Origin of the sequence: Ruminococcus sp. AM31-15AC (assembly GCF_003462045.1) — a bacterium.
Taxonomy (GTDB): Bacteria; Bacillota; Clostridia; order Oscillospirales; family Ruminococcaceae; genus Hominimerdicola; species Hominimerdicola aceti.
In genome coordinates, this window is sequence record NZ_QTYG01000005.1 from 12,335 (window position 1) to 36,076 (window position 23,742).

Annotated in this window: 19 protein-coding genes and 3 pseudogenes; 4 read left to right on the top strand and 18 right to left on the bottom strand. The window is 45.5% G+C overall.

All coding sequences use genetic code 11. From position 1 onward, the window contains the following. Nucleotides 1-10 precede the first annotated feature (10 nt). The 9 genes and pseudogenes from DW793_RS02385 to DW793_RS02420 all read right to left on the bottom strand — a co-directional run bounded on the left by DW793_RS02385 (nucleotide 11) and on the right by DW793_RS02420 (nucleotide 9,099). Nucleotides 11-1,200, bottom strand: a pseudogene (locus tag DW793_RS02385) (NAD(P)/FAD-dependent oxidoreductase). Between the two features lie 41 nt (nucleotides 1,201-1,241). Next, nucleotides 1,242-2,114: a MurR/RpiR family transcriptional regulator gene (locus DW793_RS02390; protein WP_022287306.1), complete on the bottom strand. Its 873-nt coding sequence runs from the start codon at nucleotides 2,112-2,114 to the stop codon at nucleotides 1,242-1,244. A gap of 26 nt (nucleotides 2,115-2,140) precedes the next feature. Continuing rightward, nucleotides 2,141-2,356, bottom strand: a complete 216-nt coding sequence (locus tag DW793_RS02395) for a DUF3006 domain-containing protein (RefSeq protein ID WP_118156960.1) — start codon at nucleotides 2,354-2,356, stop codon at nucleotides 2,141-2,143. Between the two features lies 1 nt (nucleotide 2,357). Beyond that, a complete protein-coding gene (locus tag DW793_RS02400; RefSeq protein WP_118156961.1) occupies nucleotides 2,358-3,299 on the bottom strand; it encodes a ComEC/Rec2 family competence protein in 942 nt (313 codons plus the stop codon). Nucleotides 3,300-3,319: 20 nt separating this feature from the next. Continuing rightward, a complete protein-coding gene (locus tag DW793_RS02405; protein ID WP_118156962.1) occupies nucleotides 3,320-5,908 on the bottom strand; it encodes an FtsK/SpoIIIE family DNA translocase in 2,589 nt (862 codons plus the stop codon). Nucleotides 5,909-6,043: 135 nt separating this feature from the next. Next, nucleotides 6,044-6,910 (bottom strand): undecaprenyl-diphosphate phosphatase, encoded by an 867-nt coding sequence (locus DW793_RS02410; protein ID WP_118124013.1) that lies wholly within the window; start codon nucleotides 6,908-6,910, stop codon nucleotides 6,044-6,046. A 27-nt stretch (nucleotides 6,911-6,937) separates the two neighbouring features. Then, nucleotides 6,938-7,072: a hypothetical protein gene (locus DW793_RS15610; protein WP_256321493.1), complete on the bottom strand. Its 135-nt coding sequence runs from the start codon at nucleotides 7,070-7,072 to the stop codon at nucleotides 6,938-6,940. Continuing rightward, nucleotides 7,044-7,712 (bottom strand): ClpP family protease, encoded by a 669-nt coding sequence (locus DW793_RS02415; protein WP_081856029.1) that lies wholly within the window; start codon nucleotides 7,710-7,712, stop codon nucleotides 7,044-7,046. Before DW793_RS02415 ends, DW793_RS15610 begins: the two co-directional genes overlap by 29 nt. A gap of 268 nt (nucleotides 7,713-7,980) precedes the next feature. After that, nucleotides 7,981-9,099 carry a hypothetical protein gene (locus tag DW793_RS02420; protein WP_118156963.1) on the bottom strand — a complete coding sequence of 373 codons (1,119 nt, stop codon included), beginning with the start codon at nucleotides 9,097-9,099 and terminating at the stop codon, nucleotides 7,981-7,983. Nucleotides 9,100-9,371: 272 nt separating this feature from the next. Here DW793_RS02420 and DW793_RS02425 point away from each other — a divergent pair. After that, nucleotides 9,372-10,663: pseudogene (locus tag DW793_RS02425) on the top strand (adenylosuccinate synthase). Between the two features lie 166 nt (nucleotides 10,664-10,829). On the opposite strand, the gene dprA reads toward DW793_RS02425, so the two are convergent. Beyond that, nucleotides 10,830-11,717 (bottom strand): DNA-processing protein DprA, encoded by an 888-nt coding sequence (gene dprA / locus DW793_RS02430; RefSeq protein ID WP_118156964.1) that lies wholly within the window; start codon nucleotides 11,715-11,717, stop codon nucleotides 10,830-10,832. A 177-nt stretch (nucleotides 11,718-11,894) separates the two neighbouring features. Between dprA and DW793_RS02435 the strand changes: the two genes are divergently transcribed. The 3 genes from DW793_RS02435 to DW793_RS02445 all read left to right on the top strand — a co-directional run bounded on the left by DW793_RS02435 (nucleotide 11,895) and on the right by DW793_RS02445 (nucleotide 16,672). Beyond that, nucleotides 11,895-14,612, top strand: coding sequence for a beta-glucuronidase (locus tag DW793_RS02435; protein WP_118156965.1), 2,718 nt, complete (start codon nucleotides 11,895-11,897; stop codon nucleotides 14,610-14,612). Nucleotides 14,613-14,804: 192 nt separating this feature from the next. Further along, entirely contained in the window at nucleotides 14,805-15,818 is a 1,014-nt protein-coding gene (locus DW793_RS02440) for a M15 family metallopeptidase (protein ID WP_118156966.1), read from the top strand. A 20-nt stretch (nucleotides 15,819-15,838) separates the two neighbouring features. Then, complete coding sequence (locus tag DW793_RS02445) at nucleotides 15,839-16,672, top strand: alpha/beta hydrolase (protein ID WP_022287317.1); 834 nt, start codon at nucleotides 15,839-15,841, stop codon at nucleotides 16,670-16,672. A gap of 545 nt (nucleotides 16,673-17,217) precedes the next feature. Here DW793_RS02445 and DW793_RS15805 read toward each other — a convergent pair. The 8 genes and pseudogenes from DW793_RS15805 to DW793_RS02475 all read right to left on the bottom strand — a co-directional run bounded on the left by DW793_RS15805 (nucleotide 17,218) and on the right by DW793_RS02475 (nucleotide 23,734). Further along, nucleotides 17,218-18,162 carry a hypothetical protein gene (locus tag DW793_RS15805; RefSeq protein ID WP_390624609.1) on the bottom strand — a complete coding sequence of 315 codons (945 nt, stop codon included), beginning with the start codon at nucleotides 18,160-18,162 and terminating at the stop codon, nucleotides 17,218-17,220. Nucleotides 18,163-18,168: 6 nt separating this feature from the next. Beyond that, nucleotides 18,169-18,716 (bottom strand): annotated as a pseudogene (locus tag DW793_RS15810) (galactose-1-phosphate uridylyltransferase); the annotation flags it as partial. 86 nt (nucleotides 18,717-18,802) lie between these two features. After that, entirely contained in the window at nucleotides 18,803-19,855 is a 1,053-nt protein-coding gene (locus DW793_RS02455) for an aldose epimerase family protein (protein WP_118159903.1), read from the bottom strand. Between the two features lie 31 nt (nucleotides 19,856-19,886). Then, the gene (locus tag DW793_RS02460) at nucleotides 19,887-21,170 is read right to left on the bottom strand and encodes a galactokinase (RefSeq protein WP_117897491.1); all 1,284 of its coding nucleotides are present in this window, start codon (nucleotides 21,168-21,170) and stop codon (nucleotides 19,887-19,889) included. Nucleotides 21,171-21,172: 2 nt separating this feature from the next. Next, on the bottom strand, nucleotides 21,173-21,442 hold the full coding sequence (locus tag DW793_RS15045; protein WP_252969624.1) for an MFS transporter: 270 nt from the start codon (nucleotides 21,440-21,442) through the stop codon (nucleotides 21,173-21,175). A 38-nt stretch (nucleotides 21,443-21,480) separates the two neighbouring features. After that, nucleotides 21,481-22,599: a glycoside-pentoside-hexuronide (GPH):cation symporter gene (locus DW793_RS02465; protein ID WP_252969625.1), complete on the bottom strand. Its 1,119-nt coding sequence runs from the start codon at nucleotides 22,597-22,599 to the stop codon at nucleotides 21,481-21,483. Nucleotides 22,600-22,886: 287 nt separating this feature from the next. Next, complete coding sequence (locus DW793_RS02470) at nucleotides 22,887-23,522, bottom strand: substrate-binding domain-containing protein (protein ID WP_118156968.1); 636 nt, start codon at nucleotides 23,520-23,522, stop codon at nucleotides 22,887-22,889. Further along, nucleotides 23,486-23,734: a hypothetical protein gene (locus DW793_RS02475; RefSeq protein WP_118156969.1), complete on the bottom strand. Its 249-nt coding sequence runs from the start codon at nucleotides 23,732-23,734 to the stop codon at nucleotides 23,486-23,488. The genes DW793_RS02470 and DW793_RS02475 overlap by 37 nt, the downstream gene beginning before the upstream one ends. Between the last annotated feature and the right edge of the window lie 8 nt (nucleotides 23,735-23,742).

The following is a 23,742-nucleotide window of genomic DNA, read 5'->3' on the forward strand; positions in this document are numbered from 1 at the left end:
CAAAATCTCCTTATCCTATTTTATCCGCACAGCTATACGCCGTGGAAAACGCTATCTGCAAATTAAAGCCCCCTGTATAAGCGTCAACGTCAAGCACCTCACCGATAAAGTAAAGTCCTTTACACAGCTTTGACTCCATTGACCGTGGGTCTATCTGTGAAACATCAACTCCTCCACGGGTTATGATAGCTTCCTCTACAGGACGCATACACTTCACTGTGAACGTTAGCTTTTTCACTGTGGAAACAAGCCTTTCACGCTCCTCACGGGTTATCTGATTGACCTTTTTCTCAGGATCGATGCCACACCTTTTTATTATAAGGGGTATTATCTTTGAAGGCAGCAGCTTGCCCAGTGAGTTCTGAAAATCTCTGTTTGGAAAATCTCCGAAATCACGAAGTATCCTGCTGTCAAGCTGTTCATGGCTCAGTGCAGGTTTAAGGTCGATATCCATATAATACCTTGACTTGTTCATATCACCAAGGTGAGCCGAAGCCGAAAGTACAAGCGGTCCGCTCAGACCAAAGTGTGTGAAAAGCATTTCCCCAAGCTCGTGGAAAAGTGGTTTATCTCTGTCCTCTTCACGAAGCGTCAAGGTGCAGTTTCTAAGGGAAAGCCCCATTGCAGAAGCACATTCCTCACGCTCATATGTGACCACAGGGCAAAGTGACGGAGTTATTGCCGTGACCTTATGCCCCACAGACTTCGCAAGCCTATAGCCGTCGCCTGTTGAGCCTGTCCGTGGATAGGACTTTCCGCCAGTTGCAACGATAACGCTGTCTGCGTAATAATCCCCATGCTCGCATTTAAAGCCCTCTGCTCTGCCGTCCTTGATGATAAGCTCTTTCACTTCATCGTCGATAAACTGCACACCACTGTCCTCGCAGGCTTTCACAAGTGCTTTTACGATATCCTTTGCGTTGTCGCTCACGGGGAAAACCCTGTTGCCACGCTCAGTTTTAGCTCCACCCCAAGGCACTCAAAGAAGCTTATAACGTCCTCTGGAGCAAATCTGCTCAGTGCAGAATACATGAACTTGCTGTTGCGTGGAATATTTTTCATAACAGTGTCAGCGGTGCAGTTGTTTGTGACGTTACACCTGCCCTTGCCTGTTATCATGAGTTTTCTGCCTTGACAGCCGCTATGCTCGATAACCGCCACGCTCTTTCCACGCCAGCCAAGCTGAACAGCGCAGAACATTCCTGCCGCACCTGCGCCTGCTATAACTGCGTCAAATCTTCTCACTGTGTATCTTCCTCGCTTTTTGCGTAAACGTCATACTCAGCCCAGACCTTTTCAAGACGTTCAAAGGTCTGGGACACTCTGTCGATATTTCTTATTGATACCGCAACGATAAGTGCATTTATAAGGCTCAGCGGTGCAACGAGAGAGTCAACGAACGATGCCATATCGCTTCTTGCAAGAAGCAGGCTGTCTGCATACTTTGCGATAGGCGAAGCCTTTGAGTCTGTTATAGCTATAACGTTCGCACCGTTGCTCTTTGCATACTTCAAAGCCTTGACAGTCTGCTTTGAATACCTCGGGAAAGAAATGCCTATCATGGCGTCCTTTTCGTCTATTCTCATTATCTTTTCAAAAAGCTCAGAAGTAGTTGTACTCTGAACGAGCTTTACATGAGGGAAAATAAGTCCCAAATAATAAGCAAGGAACGAAGCGATAGAAGCTGCACTTCTCGTACCCATTATGTAAAGGGTATTGCAGGATACGATAGTGTCAACGGCATTGTTAAAGTCCTCCTTTGAGGTTTCCTCCAAAGTACGCCTTATCTTGTCGATATCGAGATTGAGCACCCTTTCAAGCACGTTGTCACTGCTCATAAGGTCGGAAGTGACCTCTATTCTCTGAACAGTTGTAAGCTTGTTTCTCATAAGCTCCTGCAAGCCTTTTTGAAGGGCAGGATAGCCGTCATAGCCAAGCTCTGAGGCAAATCTTACCACCGTTGATTCGCTGACACCAACGGTTTTTCCAAGCTTCTGAGCCGTCATAAAAGCCGCTTTGTCATAGTGGGAGAGAATGTAGTTTGCAATAAGCTTGTGACCCTTTGACAAGCCTGACAGCTTTTCATTGATAAGCGTAAATAAATCTTTTTCCATTTCTATCTATACCTCTCAGCATATAATCAAGCCCACAGGTTTTCCTGTAGGGCGAGTATCCTTTTTCTTCTTGCTTCTGTTTTGTCCTTATCCGGGATATAAACGCAGTCCTTTAAGATAAGCACATCACCCTCGTGAACGTCTTTTGTTTCAGAAAGCGGAATATCCTTTTTTTCTCCCTGCTCAGTTTCGCACACGGCATAGCCGTTTTCTATCCTGTCAACTATAAGAATCTCTTCCATATCACTTTTCTCCCTTTTCAGCAGAAACGCTCAGCCCCTCGCCATCTGAGCTGAAAACTATCGTTCCCACATCTGCAGTGACATACAAATGGGAAGCATATTTTTTCAGCCTTGTGACAGTTTCCTCGTGTGGGTGACCATACTTGTTGCCCTTGCCGCAGGATATAACAGCATATCTCGGCATGACCTTGTTAAGAAAATCGACCCCCGAAGAAGTGGAACTGCCGTGATGACCTGCTTTAAGCACCTTTGCAGAAACGTCATAACCCTGAGAAAGTATATCTTTCTCCTCAGTGGTCTCGCAATCCCCCGTTATCAAAAAGCTGTTTTCACCGTCTGTTATCTTCACAAGGGTGGAATAGTTATTGAGATCATCATAATCCTTTTTTGGTGTGAAAAGCTCCACCTTACAGCTTCCAAGCTCAAATTCCATAGGCTTTGCCTGTGTTATCTTCAAGCCCTTTGCCTTTATGCTTTTGAGCATTTTCTCATATATCGTTGTGGTTGGCGTCATATCAGCCTTGACTTTCGGCATAATGAATTTATCCACCTGAAACCGGTCTATTATCTCGCTCATTTCACCAATATGGTCAGCGTGAGGGTGGGTGGCAATTAGATATTTTAACTCTGTCACTCCCTGCTTTTCAAGATATTTTTCTATTTTATTACTGTCATCTTTATCGCCGCTGTCAATGAGCATAGCCTCCCCTTGTGATATCACAAGGGTGCTGTCCCCCTGACCAACGTCGATAAAATGCACCTCTGTCTGAGCGTGTTCCGCCGGCTTGTCCTCAACGCCTGCCTTGATAAGCAAGCTGTCGAAAGAAACTAACCCTGTCAGGTCAAGCACTGTAAAAAGCAGCACCACAAAAACCGCTATGAGCGTTACCGCCTTTTTAAGCGGTGCTGTCGAATTTTTCTTTTTCGCAGATCTGCCTGCCATGTTATCCCTTTCCGCCTGAGCTATCTTCTTGCCTGCATTTCAGCCCATTCTTCTTTTGTTATGTTTATCTTTCGTGCCTTAGAGCCTTCCTGTGGTCCTATTATGCCCATTTCCTCTATCTCGTCCATGATACGGGCGGCTCTAGGGAAACCGAGCTTTAGCTTTCTTTGCAAGAACGCAGTGGAAGCGTTGTTTGTCTGCACGATTATGGATATTGCCTGATTTACAAGGTCATCATCAGGATTTACGGAAACATTATCGCTGCCTGCCGAACCGCTGTCCTTTGGCTGTGGAGTATTCTCCTCCACCTCTGCGATAACTTCGTCGCTGTATTCTGCGGTATGCTCGTTCTTGAGGAAGTTTACAACCTCTCTTATCTCAGAAGTCGCTGCATAGCCGCTCTGCATTCTTATAGGCTTTTTAACGCCAACAGGCTTATAAAGCAGGTCACCGTTTCCAAGAAGCTTCTCTGCACCGCTTTCATCAAGTATAACTCGTGAGTCAACGTTGCTGGATACACTGAGAGAAACTCTCGATGGGATATTTGACTTGATAAGTCCTGTCAACACGTCCGCCCTAGGGGACTGTGTTGCGATTATCATGTGTATTCCTGCCGCACGAGCGAGCTGTGCAAGTCTTAAAACTGAGTCCTCTACCTCGCTTCTCGCAGCCATCATAAGATCGGCGAACTCGTCGACCACAATAACTATCTGCGGCAGCAGGTCGATCTTCGCACGGACTTCGTCCTGCTCCTCGGCAGGCTTATTGCGTTCTTCAAGAACCATGTCGTTAAACTCCTGCAAGTTCTTTACATTGTTCGCCTCGAACATAAGATAACGCTTGTTCATTTCATTTACCGCCCAGCCAAGCGCACCAGCCGCCTTTAAAGGCTCGGTAACAACAGGGATAAGCAAATGAGGTATCTTATTATAAATAGGAAACTCGACTTTCTTAGGGTCGATAAGAATAAGCTTTACTTCGTCAGGGGACGCATGGTAAAGTATAGAAAGTATGATAGAGTTTGTAAAAACAGATTTACCTGAACCTGTTGTACCTGCAACGAGCATATGCGGCATTTTGGCGATATCGCCGATAATGATATTACCCTCGATATCCTTGCCCACTGCAAAGGTAAGCTTGCCCTTTGCCTTTCTGTATTCCTCGCTGTCGATAAGCTCACGGAGAGAAACCGTATCTCTATGATCGTTCGGCACTTCTATGCCTATGCACGCCTTGCCCGGCACAGGAGCTTCGATACGAACGCTCATTGCCGCGAGGTTAAGTGCGATATCGTCTGCAAGACCCGTTATCTTCGACACTCTTACGCCTGCTGCAGGCTGAAGCTCATATCTTGTAACGGACGGACCTCTGTGTATGCCCACGATCCTTGTTTTAGCGCCATATGTTTCAAGCGTTTCCACAAGCTTAGCAGATTTCTCTTGTATCTCCTGCTGGACTATCTCGGAAGCAACAGGATTTTTAGCATATTTGAGTATATCCACAGGCGGATAAACGTAAGCAGATATTTTATTATCTTTCTCAAAGAACGTTGTCTGACCGTTCTTATCAACATTCACTACTGGTGGCTTAACAGGCTCGTCCTTGGACTTCTTTTCTTCTCTGCTGTCGCCTATAGCGTTTTCTATTATCTTTTTAAGCTCCTCATTATCGGTAGTCTTAGCCGTTTCTTCAAGCTTTTCATGTGTTATCACAGGAGCTTTCACAGGGTGGACCGGCATATCTATCTTTGAGGCGTCCACCTTGTCGGCAGCTTCTTCCTCTGCAACAGGCACAAAGGCTTCCGCCGCAGTGTCAGGGCCATCGTCAGGATAGAACTTTGCAATATCTACTCTGCCGTTACGCCTTGGCTCTTTTTTCTCTCTTGGAGGCTTCGGAGGCTGAGCCGCACGCTCGATACGCTCCTCGTTCACCGCTTCATAGCTCTTTACAAAAGGCTTTGAAATCGCTTTGAGAAGCTGTGGAAGCGTAACATTTGTAAGCAGCATTATAAAAGTGAACGCCACAAGCACGATAACGATACCTGCGCCAACTCTTTTGAAAAGCGAAAGCAAAGGCCAGCCAAGCAATGCGCTTGCAAGTCCGCCGCCACGGAGCTGTTTTCCATCATTGAAAAGCCCCACAAGTTTGAGCCAGAACGAACTTCCGTCCACAGAGCCCACTTGGATTATCTGAGCCATGCCGCTTATAAGAAGCATAAGAACGCTTCCCTCCACCACCTTCGCTATGACCTTGTTGTGTGTCACATCTGAAGCTATCATAAGGGCAACATAGATGATCATAGGTGCAAACAGAAATACTGTCACGCCGAAAAGTCCTCGGTTCAGCTCATGGAGCCATTTCCACAAGCCGTCTCCCTCCACGAACGTAATAAGCAGTTCAAGTATGCCGAAAAAGAAAAGTATGTAAGACCAGAAGCGTCTGTTCTCTCTTTCCCTCACCGCCGTCATGGAATTTGACTGGGGCGGCTTGCTCTGAGGCTTTTGCTGTTTTGTATTCTTTTTTGCAGCTTGCGCAGGCTTTTGTGCGGGCTTTTTCTTTGCCGCTGTCTGCTTTGGCGCAGGCTTTGAGCCTTTCTTTTGAGCTGCCATTTATTTTACCATTCCTTTCGGTATTTGTCTTATTTAAGCAAATAAAGGCAAAATGTTATTTGCCTTTATAACCCACAAAAAAGCCTGAAAACAGAATTTCAAGCTTTTTCACAGAAACTGTATTATCTTATGTCATTACTTTGCAAAGGATATAGGGTGACCCATGCACATCTCGATAAATGAGATAACAAGGACTATGACGCCAAGCACAAGGGTATAATAAGCAAACACCTTGAATTTATCCGTTTTAACGAGCCAGTTTACAAGCTTGATAGCACAAAGTCCCACAAATGCGGCAACTACAAATCCAACTGCACAGCTAACCCAATCTATATCAGTATGTGTTGAAACTGCGTCCTTGACTTCAAGCAGACAGCTCATAAGTATAACAGGTATGCCCAGAATGAAAGAATACTTTACCGATGTTTCTCTGTTCATGCCTGAGAAAAGTCCTGCTGAGATAGTCGATCCTGATCTTGAAACGCCGGGCAGCAGTGCAACTCCCTGAAAAAGTCCGACCGTTATTGCGTCCTTATAAGCTATATCGCCCTGAGTCTTTTTACCCTTTACACAGCGGTCTGACATAAAAAGTATTGCCGATGTATAAAGGAAACATAGACCCTCTGCGAAAATGCTTGAATCCTCTGCAATGCCCTCAAACCAGCCCTTAAATGGCAGGAACGGTACAAGGCAGAAGCAGGAAACTATTATCATAACTATCATACGCCTTGGAGGATTCATATTTTTAAGAGTGAACTTGCCTGTAAAAATATCCTTTATCATAACGCCAAGCTCTTTTATCATATCCCATATTGTCTTCCTGAAAGCCACAAATACCGCTACCAGTGTGCCAAGGTGAAGTATCGCCGAGAAAAACAAAGCTCCCTCTCCGCTGTTTCCTGTAAAATGCTGATACAGTGAAAGATGTCCTGAACTTGAAACTGGAAGAAACTCCGTCAAGCCCTGAATTATAGCCTGAAAAATCGCATTGATGATACCCATTGCTGTCCTCCGAAATTTTGTTATTTGTCAGAGATAAAAGCCGTCACGGCTGAGATAATGTGCCGGGTCTGTGTCCACAGCAGTATCATCACCCTCAAACTCTTCTCCGATATCTACGTCAGTCCTGAACACGTCATAAAGGTCGATTATTGTCTGAAACATTTTCAGCTTTCTCCTTTTCAGAACTGTTTTCTATCATATCATAAAGGCAGTCTATCGCCTCGGAAAGCCCTCCGAGCCTGTCGATAAGCCCCTCTTTTACAGCCTGCTCCCCGTCGATAACAGAACCAACGTCCATTACAAGCTCGCCCGTTGACATCATAAGCTCACGGAAACGCTCAGGCTTTATGGCTGAATTATCGCACACAAAGCGAACTATCCTTTCCTGCATTTTGTCAAAGTAGGAAAGCGTCTGGGGTACTCCCAGCACAAGCCCATTCATTCTAACAGGGTGTATGGTCATTGTGGCGCTTGGCACTATAAATGACTTTTTGGCACACACCGCCAGCGGCACGCCTATGGAGTGACCTCCGCCCACAACCATTGACACAGTAGGCGTTTTCATACTGGCAATAAGCTCTGCAATGGCAAGTCCTGCTTCCACATCTCCGCCCACAGTGTTGAGGATTATCACAAGCCCCTCAATGCTCCTATCCTGTTCGATAGCAACAAGGGCAGGTATGATATGCTCATACTTGGTGGTCTTGTTTTGTGCAGGCAAAATATAATGCCCCTCCACCTGACCGATAATGTTCAGGCAGTGTATAACGTGCTTTGCATCCGGCAATGTGACAGAACCCATTTCCTTTATCTGCCTTATATCCTCAGCAAGCTTTTCGCTCTCTACATTTTCTTCTTGTTCAGACACTCAGATACCTCCCGTTCTTCATTAGTAACTTTCGTCACAAGAGAAGTATTTGCAGTGTTCATTGAAAATATGCAGGAAAACCGCCACACCTTTAATATAATAGCACAAGTTATACCTAATGTCAACAACTTGCAAGGGCTAAAAAAAACAATTTTGCAGGAATTTTACGCTATCCTGCAAATTATTTATAAAAAGTTTAAATCTATTTTTGATACTCCTCCGCAAGCACCTGATCACACCAAAGTATAAGATCTGCGAAATCTTCCTTGTCAAGATAGGAGAAATACTTGTTCACAGCCTCACCCTCAGCAGCTTCTATGGTGTCCGTCAGGCAATAGCCGTCAGATGAAATAGTTATCTCTGTTTTGGTGTTCTCTTTAAGTCCCAGAGTTATCTGTATAAAATCAAGTCCCGGATCTTTAGACGGAGCCGTCCTGTATGAAGCGTTGCCGAAGCTGTCTATCATTTTCACAAGCTCGTTGTAATCATCATGATCGGCAAGATAGCATTCTCCGTATTCTCCGCCTACTTTCACACAAACCTTTGCATATGCGCCCTCGTAGATATCATAATTATAAAAATCATCAAAGCAAGCATAGTATATGCCGCCATTCTTTGTGAGCTTGTAAAAGCCTTTGTACGCCTTATTTGTATCTATGCTGTCGGCTGATATCTCCTCAACAGAATCCCACTTATCCGAGCCGTCTGATGACACAACATTTTTACCGTCAGGAATCATAAGTGAATAAACAGCGTCCGTGCCGCTGTCATCAGCCTGCGACTCATATGTATAAAGGCTGTCAGCGGAGAATTTCTTATGCTTATAGTCACTTAAATTTCCGTCGCTGTCATATTTCATATACTGCATAGGAGCGTTGCGCTCTTTATCATAGGAAAGCTGTAGAATACCATTGCTAACCACAGTTATTTCAGTGTACTCATCAGCTTCAAGCACAACGTTTCCGGACTTGTCAAGAAGTCCCACTGCTCTGCCGTCACGATAAGTGAAGAAAAGATCCGCAAGAAGCTTTTCACATTTATATTTCTCAAAAGGCTGCTCCTCAACCTCGGCAACATACTGAGTGCTGTCAAAGCTTGTATAAAGCTTTCGTGAAAGCTCGTCAAGGCTTTTTATTTTATTCAGAAATTCCGGAAATTTGTATTCCTTGACCTTCACATTGCTTGGTTGAGCTGAGTCGCTTGTCTTTATCTGCGACACCGCAGACGACTGTGTTGTTTCTTTGTCTTTTTCACAGCCGAACATAGAAATTGTCAGCGTCAATGCAAGCGCAAGAGCCGCACATTGTTTTCTTTTTGTCATCGTTATCCCCTCGTATTTTATTTTGTTATCTCACAGCACGAGCCGTTATACTATATTATAATACACAAATCTGATTTTTGCAAGATATATTAAAACTTTTTATTCTTTATCACAGCAGTATGGTAGCACGCTAAATGTTATAAAAGTGTTAAATGTTTAAAAGTGTCTTTACATATAGAATGTTTTGTGCTATAATATTCTGGTGGCAGTGTTGATTTTGATAAATATCTGCTGCTAATTTTGCTGTTTTATGGCAAGGAGGATAAAATTAAATGGTTAGAGCGATTGTCGGCGCAAACTGGGGCGACGAGGGTAAGGGCAAGCTTACCGATATGCTTGCTGAAAAATCTGATATAGTAGTAAGATTTCAGGGCGGTGCTAACGCAGGACATACTATTGTAAATCACTACGGAAAGTTCGCTTTGCACACTTTGCCTTCCGGCGTATTCTATGATCACACAACAAATATTATCGGCAACGGTGTTGCACTTAATATCCCTGTATTTTTCAACGAGCTTAAAAAGGTAACTTCCGAGGCGTTCCAATGCCTAAGATACTTATTTCCGACAGAGCGCAGATGGTAATGCCATATCACGTTTTGTTCGATCAGTACGAAGAAGAAAGACTCGGAAAGGCAAGCTTCGGCTCAACAAAATCGGGTATCGCACCTTTCTATTCTGATAAATATGCAAAGATAGGTTTCCAGGTACAGGAGCTGTTTGATGAGGAAGCTCTCAAGACAAAGATCAAGAGAGTTCTTGAAACGAAGAACATTCTTCTTGAACACCTTTATCATAAGCCTCCTATCGACGCTGATGAGCTTTTCAATACTCTTATGGAGTACAAGGAAATGGTCGCTCCATACGTTTGCGACGTATCTGCATTCCTTTGGAACGCTATCAAAGAGGGCAAGAACGTTCTTCTTGAGGGTCAGCTTGGCTCACTGAAGGATCCTGACCACGGTATCTACCCAATGGTAACATCTTCATCTACACTGGCAGCATACGGTGCTATCGGTGCAGGTATACCTCCTTATGAGATAAAGACTATCGTAACTGTTGTTAAGGCTTATTCTTCCGCAGTAGGCGCAGGCGCATTCGTTTCTGAGATATTCGGCGACGAGGCTGACGAGCTGAGAAGGAGAGGCGGCGACGGCGGAGAGTTCGGTGCAACAACAGGCAGACCTAGAAGAATGGGTTGGTTCGACTGCGTTGCAACTAAGTATGGCTGCCGTATTCAGGGCACAACAGACGTTGCTTTCACAGTAGTTGACGTTCTTGGCTATCTTGACAAGATACCTGTATGCGTAGGCTATGAGATAGACGGCGAGGTTACAACAGACTTCCCTACAACAAGAAAGCTTGAAAAGGCAAAGCCTGTTATCGAAGTTCTCGACGGCTGGAAGTCAGACATCAGGGGCATCAAGAAGTATGAAGATCTTCCTGAAAACTGCAAGAAGTATATCGACTTCGTTGAAAAGCATATCGGCTTCCCTATCACAATGGTTTCAAACGGACCAAAGAGAGAGGACATCATCTACAGGGAAAGCCCACTTTCAAAGTAATTTCAGATATCACAAAAGGCTGCGGCAAAAAGTCGCAGCCTTTTTTCTATATTTAGAGTGCTATAAAAGCCCAAACAAACGGGACGTCGAGGGCGCCGTCCCCTACAACTAACACAGATATGCCGTTTTTGCACAAGGGTGTATCTACTACCTAATCGTAGTATTTTTATATTTTTGCTTTATTGAGAAAATAGAGGATATCTTTTGGAGAATAAACTTCTACCGCTCCGTCACGGAGAAGCGCACACTGTCCTGCGTATTTCTCGCTGAAAATGTCATGAGGCGGTATAACAAAAACGTCTTTATTCTGGGATAAAGCATGATTTACAGTATTCAGGGTGCCGCTGCGTATTCCTGCTTCAACCACAAGAACGCAATGTGAAAGTGCCGAAACTATGCGGTTTCTTATACGAAAATTCTCAGGAACAGGTCTTGCCTGCGGAAAAAATTCTGATATAGCTACCCCATGTGTTGCTATCTCACGCTTAAAGCCCGTCCTGCCACGAGGATAATCATATTCTAGCCCACAGCCCATAACAGCTACAGTGCTTCCCCCTGCACGCATCGCACTGCGGTGTGCGGCAGTGTCTATACCCATGGCAAATCCGCTTATGATATTTATTCCTCGCTCTGCAAGAAAACTCGAAAACTCCTCCGCCACGGCTACAGAATAATCGCTTGGTTCTCTAGTGCCGATAATGGCAACGCTCTTTTCAATAGACAGACAGCTTACATCGCCACGGCAGAAAAGCACAGCAGGCGGACATTCTATCTGTTTAAACCGTTCAGGATAAAGAGGATCGTCAGGGGTGAGGATATATATACCCTTTTTCTCGCAGTATTCAGCCACCTGTTTCGCCTGAAAGAACGTACAGCAGGCTATCTTTTCAGCCTCCTGCTGAGTAACATATCCACAGCGCAGTGACAATAGATCATCGCACATTTCTTCAACACTGTCATAATATGACATAACGTCCCACAAACGCTTGTCCGCAGGTCCGAACGCAACATCGAGCCACAGCCACAACAGCTTTCTGTCTGTATTTTCAAGCATTTTTCCTGCACCTCCAGTTGGCAGATTTCTTTTAATCTTATTGTATCATATTTTATTGTTAAAAACAACAAAATTTTATAGCATTTTGGTTAAATCAAAGGATTACGGTTGAAAAGGGTAAGGGCATATGCTATAATGATAATATTGAAAATTTGAACTTGAAAGGATCGTTGCTTAATGATAAACAAGCTTGACCTCAGCGGCGAGTGGCTGCTGTGCCTTGACAAGGAATGTAAGGGTACTGACCTTGTTTTTGATGATACAATAAACCTTCCGAACACTACTTCCAACGCTAAAAAAGGCGAATACAATACTAAGAGAGAAACAGGCTTTCTTACAGACACATATGAATTTGAGGGCTTTGCATGGTTCAGAAAAAACGTTGACTTCTCTGCTCTGCAATGTGAAAATCTTAAACTTTATCTTGAAAGAACAAGAATAACTGAACTTTATATAGACGGCAAAAAAATAGGCAGGCAGGAGAGCCTTTGCACTCCGCACATCTATGACCTGAACGAGTATATCGGCACTGGCATACATGAAATGACTATCTGCGTTTCAAATGTTGGCTACAAGACCAAGGGCGGACACCTGACTTCACCTGACACTCAAACCAACTGGAACGGAATCACAGGACGCATCGAGCTTATAGGCTACAAAAACGCCCACGCTGAAAATGTTATGCTTTGGTGCGATATCCACAGCAAGACAGTAAAGGTAACTGCTGAAATAACAGGCGGAAAAAGCGGAAAAGCTGTCATAAGCGCTGAGAGCTTCAATAGCGAAAAGAACCATACACCTGCTGTACAGAGCTTTGAATACACAGACGGCAAGCTTGACGCTGTATACAAAATGGGCGACGATTGCCTGCTTTGGAGCGAACATGAGCCTAATCTCTACAAGCTGAGAATAGATATCGACGGCGACATGAGCGAGCATATCATCGGTATGCGTGAGTTCAGGACTGAGGGTGGAAAGTTCACCATAAACGGAGAAAAAACCTTTCTCAGAGGAAAACATGACGGCATGATATTCCCTAAGACCGCTTTTGCACCTACCGACCTTGAAGAATGGCTGAGGGTAATGAAGATATCAAAGTCTTACGGCATGAACCACTATCGTTATCACACCTGCTGTCCGCCTGAGGCTGCGTTTATCGCTGCGGATATGCTTGGAATTTATATGGAGCCACAGCTTCCTTTCTGGGGAACTATCACAGAAGAGGGCGAGGAAAACCACAATCAGGAGGAGCAGGATTTCCTCGTTGAAGAGGGCTTCAATATGCTGAAATTCTTCGGCAATCACCCTTCCTACTGCATGATGTCAATGGGCAACGAGCTTTGGGGCTCAAAGAAGATACTCAACGATATCATAGGCGGCTATAAGAAATTTGACAACAGACACCTTTACACACAAGGTTCAAACAATTTCCAGTGGTTTCCTAACGTTATTGAGAACGACGATTTCTTTGTTGGCGTAAGACTTGCAAACGACAGGCTTATAAGAGGCTCATACGCTATGTGTGACGCTCCACTTGGTCATATTCAGACTGACAAGCCTGCGGCAAATCACGATTATGACAGCATTATAAGACCTAAGAAGCAGGCTAGCTCCACGGAAATTTCAGAGGACGGCACTGTTCAGATACAGTACGGCACGACTATGAAAACTGTCAAGGCAAGCGAAGCTGACGCAGATTTTATCCCCGAAGTGCCTATCGTTACTCACGAAATAGGTCAGTATGAAACTTATCCGAACTTCAAGGAGATAGAAAAATACACTGGTTCGCTTAAAGCCAGAAACTTTGAGGTATTCAGAGAAAGACTTGAAGAAAAGGGTCTGCTTCCGCTGGCTGAGGATTATTTCAAATGCTCAGGCAAGCTTGCTGTGCAGTGCTATAAGGAAGAAATGGAGGCTGTTTTCCGCTCAAGACTTCTTGGTGGTTTCCAGATACTTGATATTCAGGATTTCAGCGGTCAGGGTACTGCCCTTGTGGGTGTACTTGACGCATTCATGGACAGCAAGGGACTTATCACAGACAGCGAGTGGAGAGAATTCTGCAATGATGCTGTTGTAATGGCGCGTTTTGACAGCTATGTTCTTGAAGCTGGCAGCAGTTTCAAGGCGCACACAGAGCTTTGCAATTACAGACCTGACCTTAAAGACGGCAAGCTTATTTGCACTCTCACTCTTGAAAACGGTGATGTCATTGGCAAGGTGGAAAAAGATTTTGTATCAGAAGGCAACTACACTGACATTTGCGATGTAGAGTTTACTCTCCCACAGGTCACAAAGAACACAAAGGCTGTGCTTTCACTTGAAATAGAGGGTACTGACATACACAATCACTATGACATTTGGGTGATACCGACAGTTGAAAAGACAGATATAAGCGGCGCATACATTTTCAACGAAGTAAGTGACGAAGCTGAAAGTCTGCTGAAACAGGGCAAGACAGTGCTTATCGTCCCTGACCTCTCAAAGCTTGAAAACTCTATCGAGGGCTTCTACTGTCAGGACTTCTGGTGCTATCATATGTTCTGTATCATCTCACAGATGATGAAGAAGCCCGACCCTGTTGGCACAATGGGACTTCTTATCGACACCGAACACCCTGCTCTTGCAGGCTTTGCAGGGGAAAAATACTCAACGCCTCAGTGGTGGGAGATAGTTCAGAACTCACGCTCGGTTATTCTTGACGACTTTAAGGGCGAGAAAAATGTTATCGTGAGAACTATCGACAACTTTGACCGCAACCACGATCTTTCACTCCTCTACGAGTATGAAAAGGACGGCGGCAAGGTGGTAGTTTGCTCATGCGATTTTGATAAGCTTTCCAAGTCACCTGAGGGACGTGCGTTCATAAAGTCTGTTGTTGACTATGTAAGAAACTAACAGAATATTTATTGCTAAGGGCTATACTGTTTTGCGGTACAGCCCTTATTTTGTTTGTGCTTGTTGCATAAAACGTCCGCAAAACATTTGTCTGATATAACAAAAGTGCCGACACTACAGCGGCATATGGTTCACTTATTACGAAAAATGTGTTATAATTTAGGTGTATGTTATACAGGAAGGTGATGTTAAGTGCCAAAAGTAAAACGTTATAAATACAAGAATATTGCAGCGGCTCTTGCCATACTGCTTTTGATCATTCTGGGAATATCTACATCGTGCGATTCAAAGGCTGACAGCCCGAAGAAAATTTCCGACAGCTCGTCAAACTCCTCTGCGGTCAAGGCTGACAGCAGCAGTAAAAAAGCTGTAAAAAAGCTTACGGGCAATTATATGTATGTTACCGCAAAAAACAAAACTGATATGGTAAATGGAAATCTTATTCTCGTTAATGGCGACCACTCCTTCACCGGTACAGTGAATAACACAGACACAGTTTATTCCTATTTGTTTGACAAGAACGGAAGTCAAATAATGTCCACCAGCAGCACTCAACTGACGGCTAAAAAAGAGACCTTTGAAGCCTTTAGCAAAATGGGCAATGATTTTTATGCTGACAAGAAGATATCAACACTTATGATAAACACAGCTATGCCTGCGGAAGATGATGAAGACAGCAGCTCTGCCTGCTACGAGCATGACACTGGACTTGCCTTTGACCTGCATCTTTATGACGCAAGCACAGGCGCATATCCTGAGTTCACAGGCGAGGGAGATTATAGTTGGATATCTGAAAACTGCTGGAAATACGGACTTATCCTCAGATACCCAGAGGACAAAGCTGACATCACAGGTGTAAGCCCTATGGCTTATCATTTCAGATATGTAGGTATACCACACGCTGAGATAATGACAGCAAACAAGCTTTGCCTTGAAGAATACATAGATTTTGTCAAGGACTATACATTTGAAAAACCGCTCACATTCACGGCTTTTGATGACACTGAGTATTCAGTTTACTACGTTGCCGCAGACAAGGGCAGCACCACAAACGTGCCTGTTCCCCTTGACGACAGCAACAATGAGCGTCCTAACACTATCTCAGGCAACAACGTTGACGGCTATATCGTCTGCGTTAATATGACAGAAAATGCAGCACCTGCTGACTCGTCCTCTCAGACAGACCAGCAGGCGGCTACAGAATAAATTTTTTCGGAGGAAATAAAATGCTTAAAGAAACAGTAGAAATAAAAGTGGATTATGAAAAGGCTGGCGTTTCAAGCGAGGGCTGCGCACCTGTGCTTGATTGCTATTACAACACACTCACTGAGGAAATAGGCAGAAAGAAACACAAGGCAATTATAATCTGCCCGGGCGGAGGATATGATTGGTGTTCTGAGCGTGAAGCTGAACCTGTTGCATTCAGATTTTTGGGTGCAGGCATATGTGCATTTGTGCTGAGATACTCATGCGTCAAGAAAAAATTTCCTACTGACGCTTTGGAATGTGCGGCGGCTGTCAAGTATGTTAGAGATAATGCGGAGAAATTTGACATTGACCCTGACAAGATAATAGTATGCGGTTTTTCAGCAGGCGGACACCTTGCGGCAACAATGGCAAACTTCTGGAACAGCGAGCTGCTCACAAAGCCTCTTGGCTGCAATCCTGAGGACATCAAGGTAAACGGCTCTATCTTGGGTTATCCTGTTATCACATCCGACCCTGAATACACTCATGAAGGCTCAATACTCAATATTATTGGCGAGGAAAAATCATCGGAGCTCAGAGAACTTGTTTCAATGGAGAAGAGAGTATCGGAGAACACTCCTCCTACATTCATCTGGCACTGTGCTGATGATGGCTGTGTAAGGGTTGAGAACACACTTTGGTATATGTGCAGTCTTTCAAAGTATCACATTCCATTCGAGAGCCACATTTATGAATACGGTGGACATGGACTTGCATTGTGCGACGAAACCACTGCCACATGGGAAGGTCACTATCAGCCGGTGGCAGCTCATTGGGCAGAAGCGGCTATTGATTGGGTACATAGGCTATAAAAATATGTTGCGTATGGCAACATAATTAAGCTAAAAAACGACTCACATCAATTTGATAGATACTCATATAGACATTTTCAAAGAACTAATATGAATGACCTATATAGTGAACTATGAACAGGACAGGTAGATACCTCAATTGAGTTATCTACCTGTTTTTATTATCATAATTTTGGATAATAAGATAAATTTATATAAATCCTTTTCCCATGCTGACTGGATCCACACTATCTGGGCATCTTCGGACGGATACAGCGAGGATATCTACATCCCATTTTTCACAGAAACACAGGAACTTGATGAAAGAATGTGCTGAAAAAAGTCGAACAGGAAGTCGCCGACAAACTGGATGCTGCTCTGTTTGATCAGAACCCGGCATAAGAAAAATACCTGGAATTCCAACAACGGGATTCCAGGTATTTTTTTCGGAAATGGAAGAAGATTTTATAGAGGTTTTGAAGAAGGGTATCACTTTTTCACTTGGTGGGGTGGTGAGGAAAGTAATGTAGTTTTCACAACCATCTTCCATTTTGATACGTTTTCGATTATTCTTCCAACAACGATTCCATAAATCGCACGAAGGCTGCTTTGCCTGTCTCATTTCTACGGAATACACCAGCATCTAACAAAACCTGCTCGAACACCTTCCCCACTTCTGCGTGTAAGATATACCATGCATTTTCCACTGAAAATTCCGGATGCTGTTTCAAAATGGAAACAGCCCAGTCAGCATGTGATGCGGTCAGCGGATTCGCCGTCAAATCTGCACCAGAAAGCATTGCCGTTCTCACAGCATCCAGTTCCACTGCAAGACGTGATGGCAGCACTGCAAGCCCCATGACCTCGATCAGGCCGATGTTTTCCTTTTTGATGTGGTACAATGACGGATTGGGGTGAAATAGTCCCAGCGGACGTTCTTCCGTAGTGCGATTGTTTCGCAGAACCAGATCACACTCATAGGTACTGCCATGCATTCTGGCAATCGGTGTAATGGTATTGTGCGGCACACCATCAGTGGATGCCAATATCTGCACACTTGCATCGCTGTAGGTACGCCACTTTTCCAGAATCTTACTGCAAGCCGCAGCGAGCATGCTCCGGTTTGATGACTGCAGCCGTATCACAGACATGGGCCATTTTACAATGCCCACCTGCACATTCGGAAACTGAGGAAGCACATAGTATTTTTCAATCGGTGCTTTTGCCATGGCAAAGGAATAGTTGCCGCCCTGAAAATGCTCATGACTGAGAATCGAACCGCCCACAATGGGCAGATCTGCATTCGAGCCAATGAAATAGTGGGGCAAAATATCCAGCACATCAAACAGTTTCTCAAACACTGCCGCATCGATCTTCATTGCTGTATGTTTTTCGTTGAACACAATGCAGTGTTCGTGGTAATACCCATAGGGTGAGTATTGCAGTTGCCACGGTTCTCCCTGAATTTGCAGCGAAACCGGACGCAGATTCTGCCTTGCCGGTTGTTTCAAGTTGCCGGCAAACCCTGCATTTTCCGGACACAGCTGGCACTTGGGATATGCAGATGCTTGGCAGATTTTGCTGCGGCAATGTCCCTGGGATCTTTCTCCGGCTTGGAACGGTTGATCGTAATGTCCAGCGTGCCGTATTCGGAAGCATATGTCCACTTCAAATCCTTTGCAATTCTGCCCCGACGCACATAATTCAGGTTCTGGCTAAACGCATAGTACCAGCTCGTTGCTGCTTCCGGCGATACAGCGTAGTGCTTCCGAAAAGATGCCATCACCTCTCTGGGCATAGGTGTCAACACGCCCATAAGCCTGGTATCGAACAAATCCCGTGAGGCACTGGTATCCGGAATGAGATGCTGTGCACAGGCATAGTCGATCAGTGGCTGCAAAATCTCATCAATCTCTGTTTTCGAAGATGCATCTCCGCTGGTCTGCCAATCGTTCAGCTGAAAAATCTCCATGTACTGATTCTGTACCACATAACGATCTTCCGGTTGGATCAAATCGTTTTGTAATCCGTAATCAATCAGCTTTTGAATTTCATCGCAAATCATCTGTCTCACTCCTCGTATCCATTTGGGTGGTGCGTATGCCAATTCCACGCACTGGCAATGATCTCCTCCAGACTAAAATACGCATATTATGCTTCTCCTTTCAGTGAAAAATGGAACTGTGTTTCCTGCCGGTACGGGGTATTTGCACGCAAAATTGGCGAGGGAAAATTAGGATGATTGATGGCGTCCGGAAAATTCTGCGTTTCCAGGCAAAAGGCACCTCGTTTTCCGTAAGCACAACCGTCTTTTCCCAAATCCGCCGGAGTTTCTACGAAATTGGCAGTATACACATGAATGGCGGGCTGCGTTGTTTTGCAGGTAAGCCGGATTCCGCTCTCTGTGCTGTATGCCTCCGCCTGAATCGGTGAATCGGAAGGAACGGCAAAACTATGATCTAATCCGGCTGCGTTCTGAATCTGCACGCAATCCTCCTGAAATGCTGCCGGAATCGGCTTGTATGCGCGAAAGTCAAATGGCGTTCCTGCAACCGGTGCGATTTCTCCTGACGGAATAGAAGTCTGGTCAATTGGAATGTAGGAATCCGCAAAAAGTTTCAGCATATGATGCGCCAGTGTTCCACTTTGGTGTCCGTCCAAATTGAAATAGCTGTGGTTGGTCAGGTTGCAGATCGTATCTTTATCACAAACTGCCTCATAAGCAATGGTCAGAGTATTGGTATTGTCAAAGGTATAGGTAACAGTCACCTGCAAATTTCCTGGATAATGTTCCTCACCGTCCGGACTCTCTGTGGTGAAAGCAACGCTGTTCCCGCCGCATTCTGCCTGCCAGATACGCCGGCTTAAGCTGCGGTAACCGCCGTGCAAATGGTGTTTTCCATCGTTGCAATTCAGCTGTATCTCCTGACCATTCAGGACGAACCGTCCGTGACAGATACGGTTGCAGCACCTTCCAACAGTTTCGCCAAAATATTCTCCGCCGGTTTCATAGCCTTTCACATGGGCATAACCCAGCACCACGTCCCGCAGCAGCTTCTGCCGATCCGGCACCAGCAGAGAAACAATCGACGCACCATAATCACAAAGTGTCACACTTGCACCGGAGGCATTCTCAATGCGGTAGAAATGTGCCATCTGCCCACTGGAAGTTGGTTCAAATTCTGAAATCTGTACTTGTTTCATGCGATACACACCCCCATTTCTCAACAAATCCTCAGGCAAACTGCATGCCGCCAATGTTCCGGATCTGGAGGATCTGGCAGCTGCCCGCCCCAAACAATTGATCCATTTTTTTGCAGTAATCTTTCGCCATATGTACCGGCACAAATGCCTGAATAGTCCCGGCAAATCCTCCGCCGTGCACTCTGGAAACGCCCGCATCTCCGAGAATCTGCTTGCTCGCCCAGAGCCCCAGCGTAATACCCTGCTCTGCCGGTTTACTGCAAGAGTAGAGATTCTGGAGCCATTTCGCAGAGGAATCTCCGGATTCTTTCACCAGTTTCAGAAACCGTGGAAAATCATTGCTGGACAGTGCCTTTGCCTCCTCGGCTGCACGCCGGTTATCCCCGTAGAAATGGGCAGCACGCAAAATAGCACGGTCGGAACAAGCAGTTCGCAATTTCGGAAGTGCCTGCAGGAATGATTTCTCGTCCACTTCCCGCAGATGATTTTTTCCGAATTGTGCAGCCACCAGATTCATCTCCGCCGGAATAGAAACGTAATCATCTGTTAAATCTGCATGGCTGCCCTTGGTATCTGTGATACAAAGCATATAGCCGGCATCTTCAAACTGACAGGACAGCTTTTCGATTTTCGGGTTGTCCGTGTCCTCAAAATCAATGAACACAAATCCACCTACAGAGCTTACCATCTGATCCATCAGCCCGCTCTTTTTTCCGAAGTACCGATTTTCCGCATACTGTCCGATTTTGGCAATCTCTACTGCTCCGGCAGCACCTGCATGATAGTGCTGGTCGATGATAGTGCCGATGAGTACCTCAAAGGCAGCCGAAGATGAGAGCCCGCTGCCACTCAGGACATTGGAAGTGGTGTAAGCATCAAAGCCGCCTACAGCAACGCCCATTTCCTGAAATCTGGAAACCACACCGCGAATCAGTGCAGCGGACTTTCCCTTTTCCTCCGGATGTACCGTGAGGTCACACAAATCCACATAATCCTGCGGATACCCGGCAGATTGCAGCCGAATCACATGCTCGTCGTGAAATGCCACAATGGCAATGACGTCCAGATCAACAGAGGCAGCCAAAACACAGCCATGCTGGTGATCGGTATGGTTTCCGCCGATCTCGGTTCTGCCGGGTGCAGAAAATACGGCGATCTCCTCCCACTCCGGATACAGGCAAGAAAAGTTCTCTGCCGCCTGCAAATAGCGTGCTCGCTGTGCAGCAAGTACGGCATCGGAGCTGCCGTAGAGTTTGCAAAGCTTTTCATCATATTTTCCTGCGGTCAGGTCTGCCTGAAATTGTTTCAGTTTCATGGTCATGATTCCTCCTCTGTCGTCTTTTCGGATGTCAATTCAGTCTTGGGACTAGAAATGGCGGAAACCACCTTTTTCATATACGCATCGTTCAGCTTATACTTCCTGCGGTATACCACATATGCCAGCAGCATTCCCACAGCCGGAATTACACACATCAGCACACGAATGGAGTTCTGAGTTGCGAGGGACTGGATCTGATTCGGTACATATCCAGTCAGGTCCAGTGCAAAGCCAATGGACAGAGAAGTAAATGCAGCGGTCAGCTTCACGATCAGTGTCTGGAGGGAGAATACGACACCCTCATTCCTTATGCCCAGCTATATTCGCCGTAGTCCACCACGTCTGCCAGAAAGACTGTCGCACAGCCCAGTTCCAGACCAGTACCAGTCTTGACGATCACGCCTGCAATGACAGTGAGCACAATGTTCTGCGGTGCAAAAATACCGGTGAGCAGCAGGATCAGCAGCCCGATTGCCGGAAGAATACATGCCATCAGGAATGCTTTCTTTCTGGAGAGCATCTTGGTGACTTTCGGGAAAATAATCAGACCAACCACTTCTGCGATGGAGGCACTGATCATAAATGCAGAGAGCATGCTGCTGTTGTTGCAGACATAAGCAAAATAATAAGTTGCAACACCCATAATGAGCTGGATTCCCACGTTGTACAGGAGGATCAGAGCCACTGCCCAGCGAAGCTGGTCATTTCTCTTGATGATGGAGAAGATGTCCTTGAAAGAAACCTTTTCTGCCTTTTTGCCCACCTGCTTTTTCGGCAGATTGATGACGGTAACTGCAATGGTAAAGATAAAGGTTGCGGCAATGATCAATGCAAAACGATGATATCCTGTATAACCGCCTCCCAGTCCCTTGATGATCTGTACGCCAAATCCGGCGATAATCAGGGACTGACCGATGCTGGCAAAAATACGGGGCAGTACAGAAACCTTTTCTCTCTCGTGAGGGTCTGAAGTCAGATTCGGAACGATAGACCAATATGGAATATCCATAATAGTATAGGTCATGCCCCAGAGGACATAGGCAACGGCAGCAAATACGCAAAGTCCGATGCCGCTCAGATGGAAGTCGGTGAACAAAATGATAAAAACAAATGCGTTGATCAGTGTTCCGACCGTCAGCCACGGGATAAACTTTCCGAAACGGCTTCTGGTGTTGTCCACCAGCATTCCCATAAACAGGTCGTTGAAGGCGTCCCAGATTTTTGCGGAAAAGAACATGATGCCGATAAATGCCGGTGCGACCTTAATGATGTCGGTAAAATAGATCATGGAGAACGTTGCGATCATGCCATAGATCATATCCTTGCCCAATGCACCAAATGCAAATGTATACTTGACTTTCCCCGGAACTTTCCCGGGATACATGACGTTTCCGCCGCCGGCGGGTTGTGTGCTGTTTTTTAACATAAGAAAAACCTCCTTGAATCGGAACCTATTTTCGTTCGGGTCCCTGTTTTGTTGACATCTATATCATAGCACAGGACATTTCCAAAAGGAATACATTATTCTGTGCAAAAGATACAAATTCCAACACGATTCAAGAAGGTTTGCTTTATTTTATTTCGTATAAGGGGATTGCGGAAGATAGCAGACTTTTTCTTTCGGCATTTCTGCTCCGGCATCGAAATATCCCTGAATGATTGCAAAAATAGTTTTTGCCTGTTCCGGAACATTCAGATCTACCGTCCCGTAAATCACCCCGCATCAATGGCATCCTGCATGTCCTGAATCCCATTGATACCAATGATGACTGGCAGCGGCAGCTTCTGCTTTGCATAAAAATCTGCGACACCCAATGCCATGCTGTCATTGCTGCAAATCACCGCCTCGACTTCAGTTGTCTCCTCTGCGGAGAGGTTCTGCATCTCCCGCAGTGCAGAGGTTCTCGCCCAGTCCGCGGAGATCACATGGAGCTGATTCAGAGGAAGTGCAGCAGAAGCCGTTTGCAGAAACGCATCGGTACGGTTGATGACATCGGTATGTGCCTGTTCTCCCTCTACCAGAATATAGTCCAGCATGCCGTTCCGGTTCTTGTCCATCTCACAGGTATTCCAAGCCTGAATCAGCATTTCTCCCTGCATATTTCCGGCTTCTTTCGCCTCTGTGCCGACGTACCATACATTGTCCTGCTCCTCCAGATCCGCTTTCGCCGGTTCACGGTTGAACAGAATCACCGGCACATCCTGTTCCTGTGCATCCTCCAGTATCCCCACGACATTAGTGGGCGAAACCGGATTCCAGAGGATCACGTCATACTCCTGCTGCAAAATTTCGTAAAGCTGTGTGTTCTGTGTTACCGCACTGCCGGAGGCATCAAAAACATCGTAGATGTCTCCCTTCCGTCGATGGTCTTATCTTTCAGCTGACTGCGAATAGCATCTGTCAATGTCTGAATATAGGGGTCTTCCAGATCATATACCGCAATTCCCACTTTCAAAAAACGGTCAGTGTGCTGCTTTTGAAAGTGGACAAATCCGCCCACCATAGCAGCAGCCAGAAGTCCAACGCCGACCGCAGAGAAAATAAGGTTCTTCTTTTTCATGGCACTTC

Coding starts and splice junctions, on each gene's coding strand:
- DW793_RS02405 (WP_118156962.1), bottom strand. CDS start 5,908: ATGGCAGCTCAAAAGAAAGGCTCAAAGCCTGCGCCAAAGCAGACAGCG.
- DW793_RS02390 (WP_022287306.1), bottom strand. CDS start 2,114: ATGGAAAAAGATTTATTTACGCTTATCAATGAAAAGCTGTCAGGCTTG.
- DW793_RS02395 (WP_118156960.1), bottom strand. CDS start 2,356: ATGGAAGAGATTCTTATAGTTGACAGGATAGAAAACGGCTATGCCGTG.
- DW793_RS02400 (WP_118156961.1), bottom strand. CDS start 3,299: ATGGCAGGCAGATCTGCGAAAAAGAAAAATTCGACAGCACCGCTTAAA.
- DW793_RS02455 (WP_118159903.1), bottom strand. CDS start 19,855: ATGAAACAAGTACAGATTTCAGAATTTGAACCAACTTCCAGTGGGCAG.
- DW793_RS02475 (WP_118156969.1), bottom strand. CDS start 23,734: ATGAAAAAGAAGAACCTTATTTTCTCTGCGGTCGGCGTTGGACTTCTG.
- DW793_RS02410 (WP_118124013.1), bottom strand. CDS start 6,910: ATGGGTATCATCAATGCGATTTTTCAGGCTATAATTCAGGGCTTGACG.
- DW793_RS02465 (WP_252969625.1), bottom strand. CDS start 22,599: ATGTTAAAAAACAGCACACAACCCGCCGGCGGCGGAAACGTCATGTAT.
- DW793_RS15610 (WP_256321493.1), bottom strand. CDS start 7,072: ATGTTTCAGACAATAATCGACCTTTATGACGTGTTCAGGACTGACGTA.
- DW793_RS02445 (WP_022287317.1), top strand. CDS start 15,839: ATGCTTAAAGAAACAGTAGAAATAAAAGTGGATTATGAAAAGGCTGGC.
- DW793_RS02420 (WP_118156963.1), bottom strand. CDS start 9,099: ATGACAAAAAGAAAACAATGTGCGGCTCTTGCGCTTGCATTGACGCTG.
- dprA (WP_118156964.1), bottom strand. CDS start 11,717: ATGCTTGAAAATACAGACAGAAAGCTGTTGTGGCTGTGGCTCGATGTT.
- DW793_RS02460 (WP_117897491.1), bottom strand. CDS start 21,170: ATGAAACTGAAACAATTTCAGGCAGACCTGACCGCAGGAAAATATGAT.
- DW793_RS02415 (WP_081856029.1), bottom strand. CDS start 7,712: ATGGGTTCTGTCACATTGCCGGATGCAAAGCACGTTATACACTGCCTG.
- DW793_RS02435 (WP_118156965.1), top strand. CDS start 11,895: ATGATAAACAAGCTTGACCTCAGCGGCGAGTGGCTGCTGTGCCTTGAC.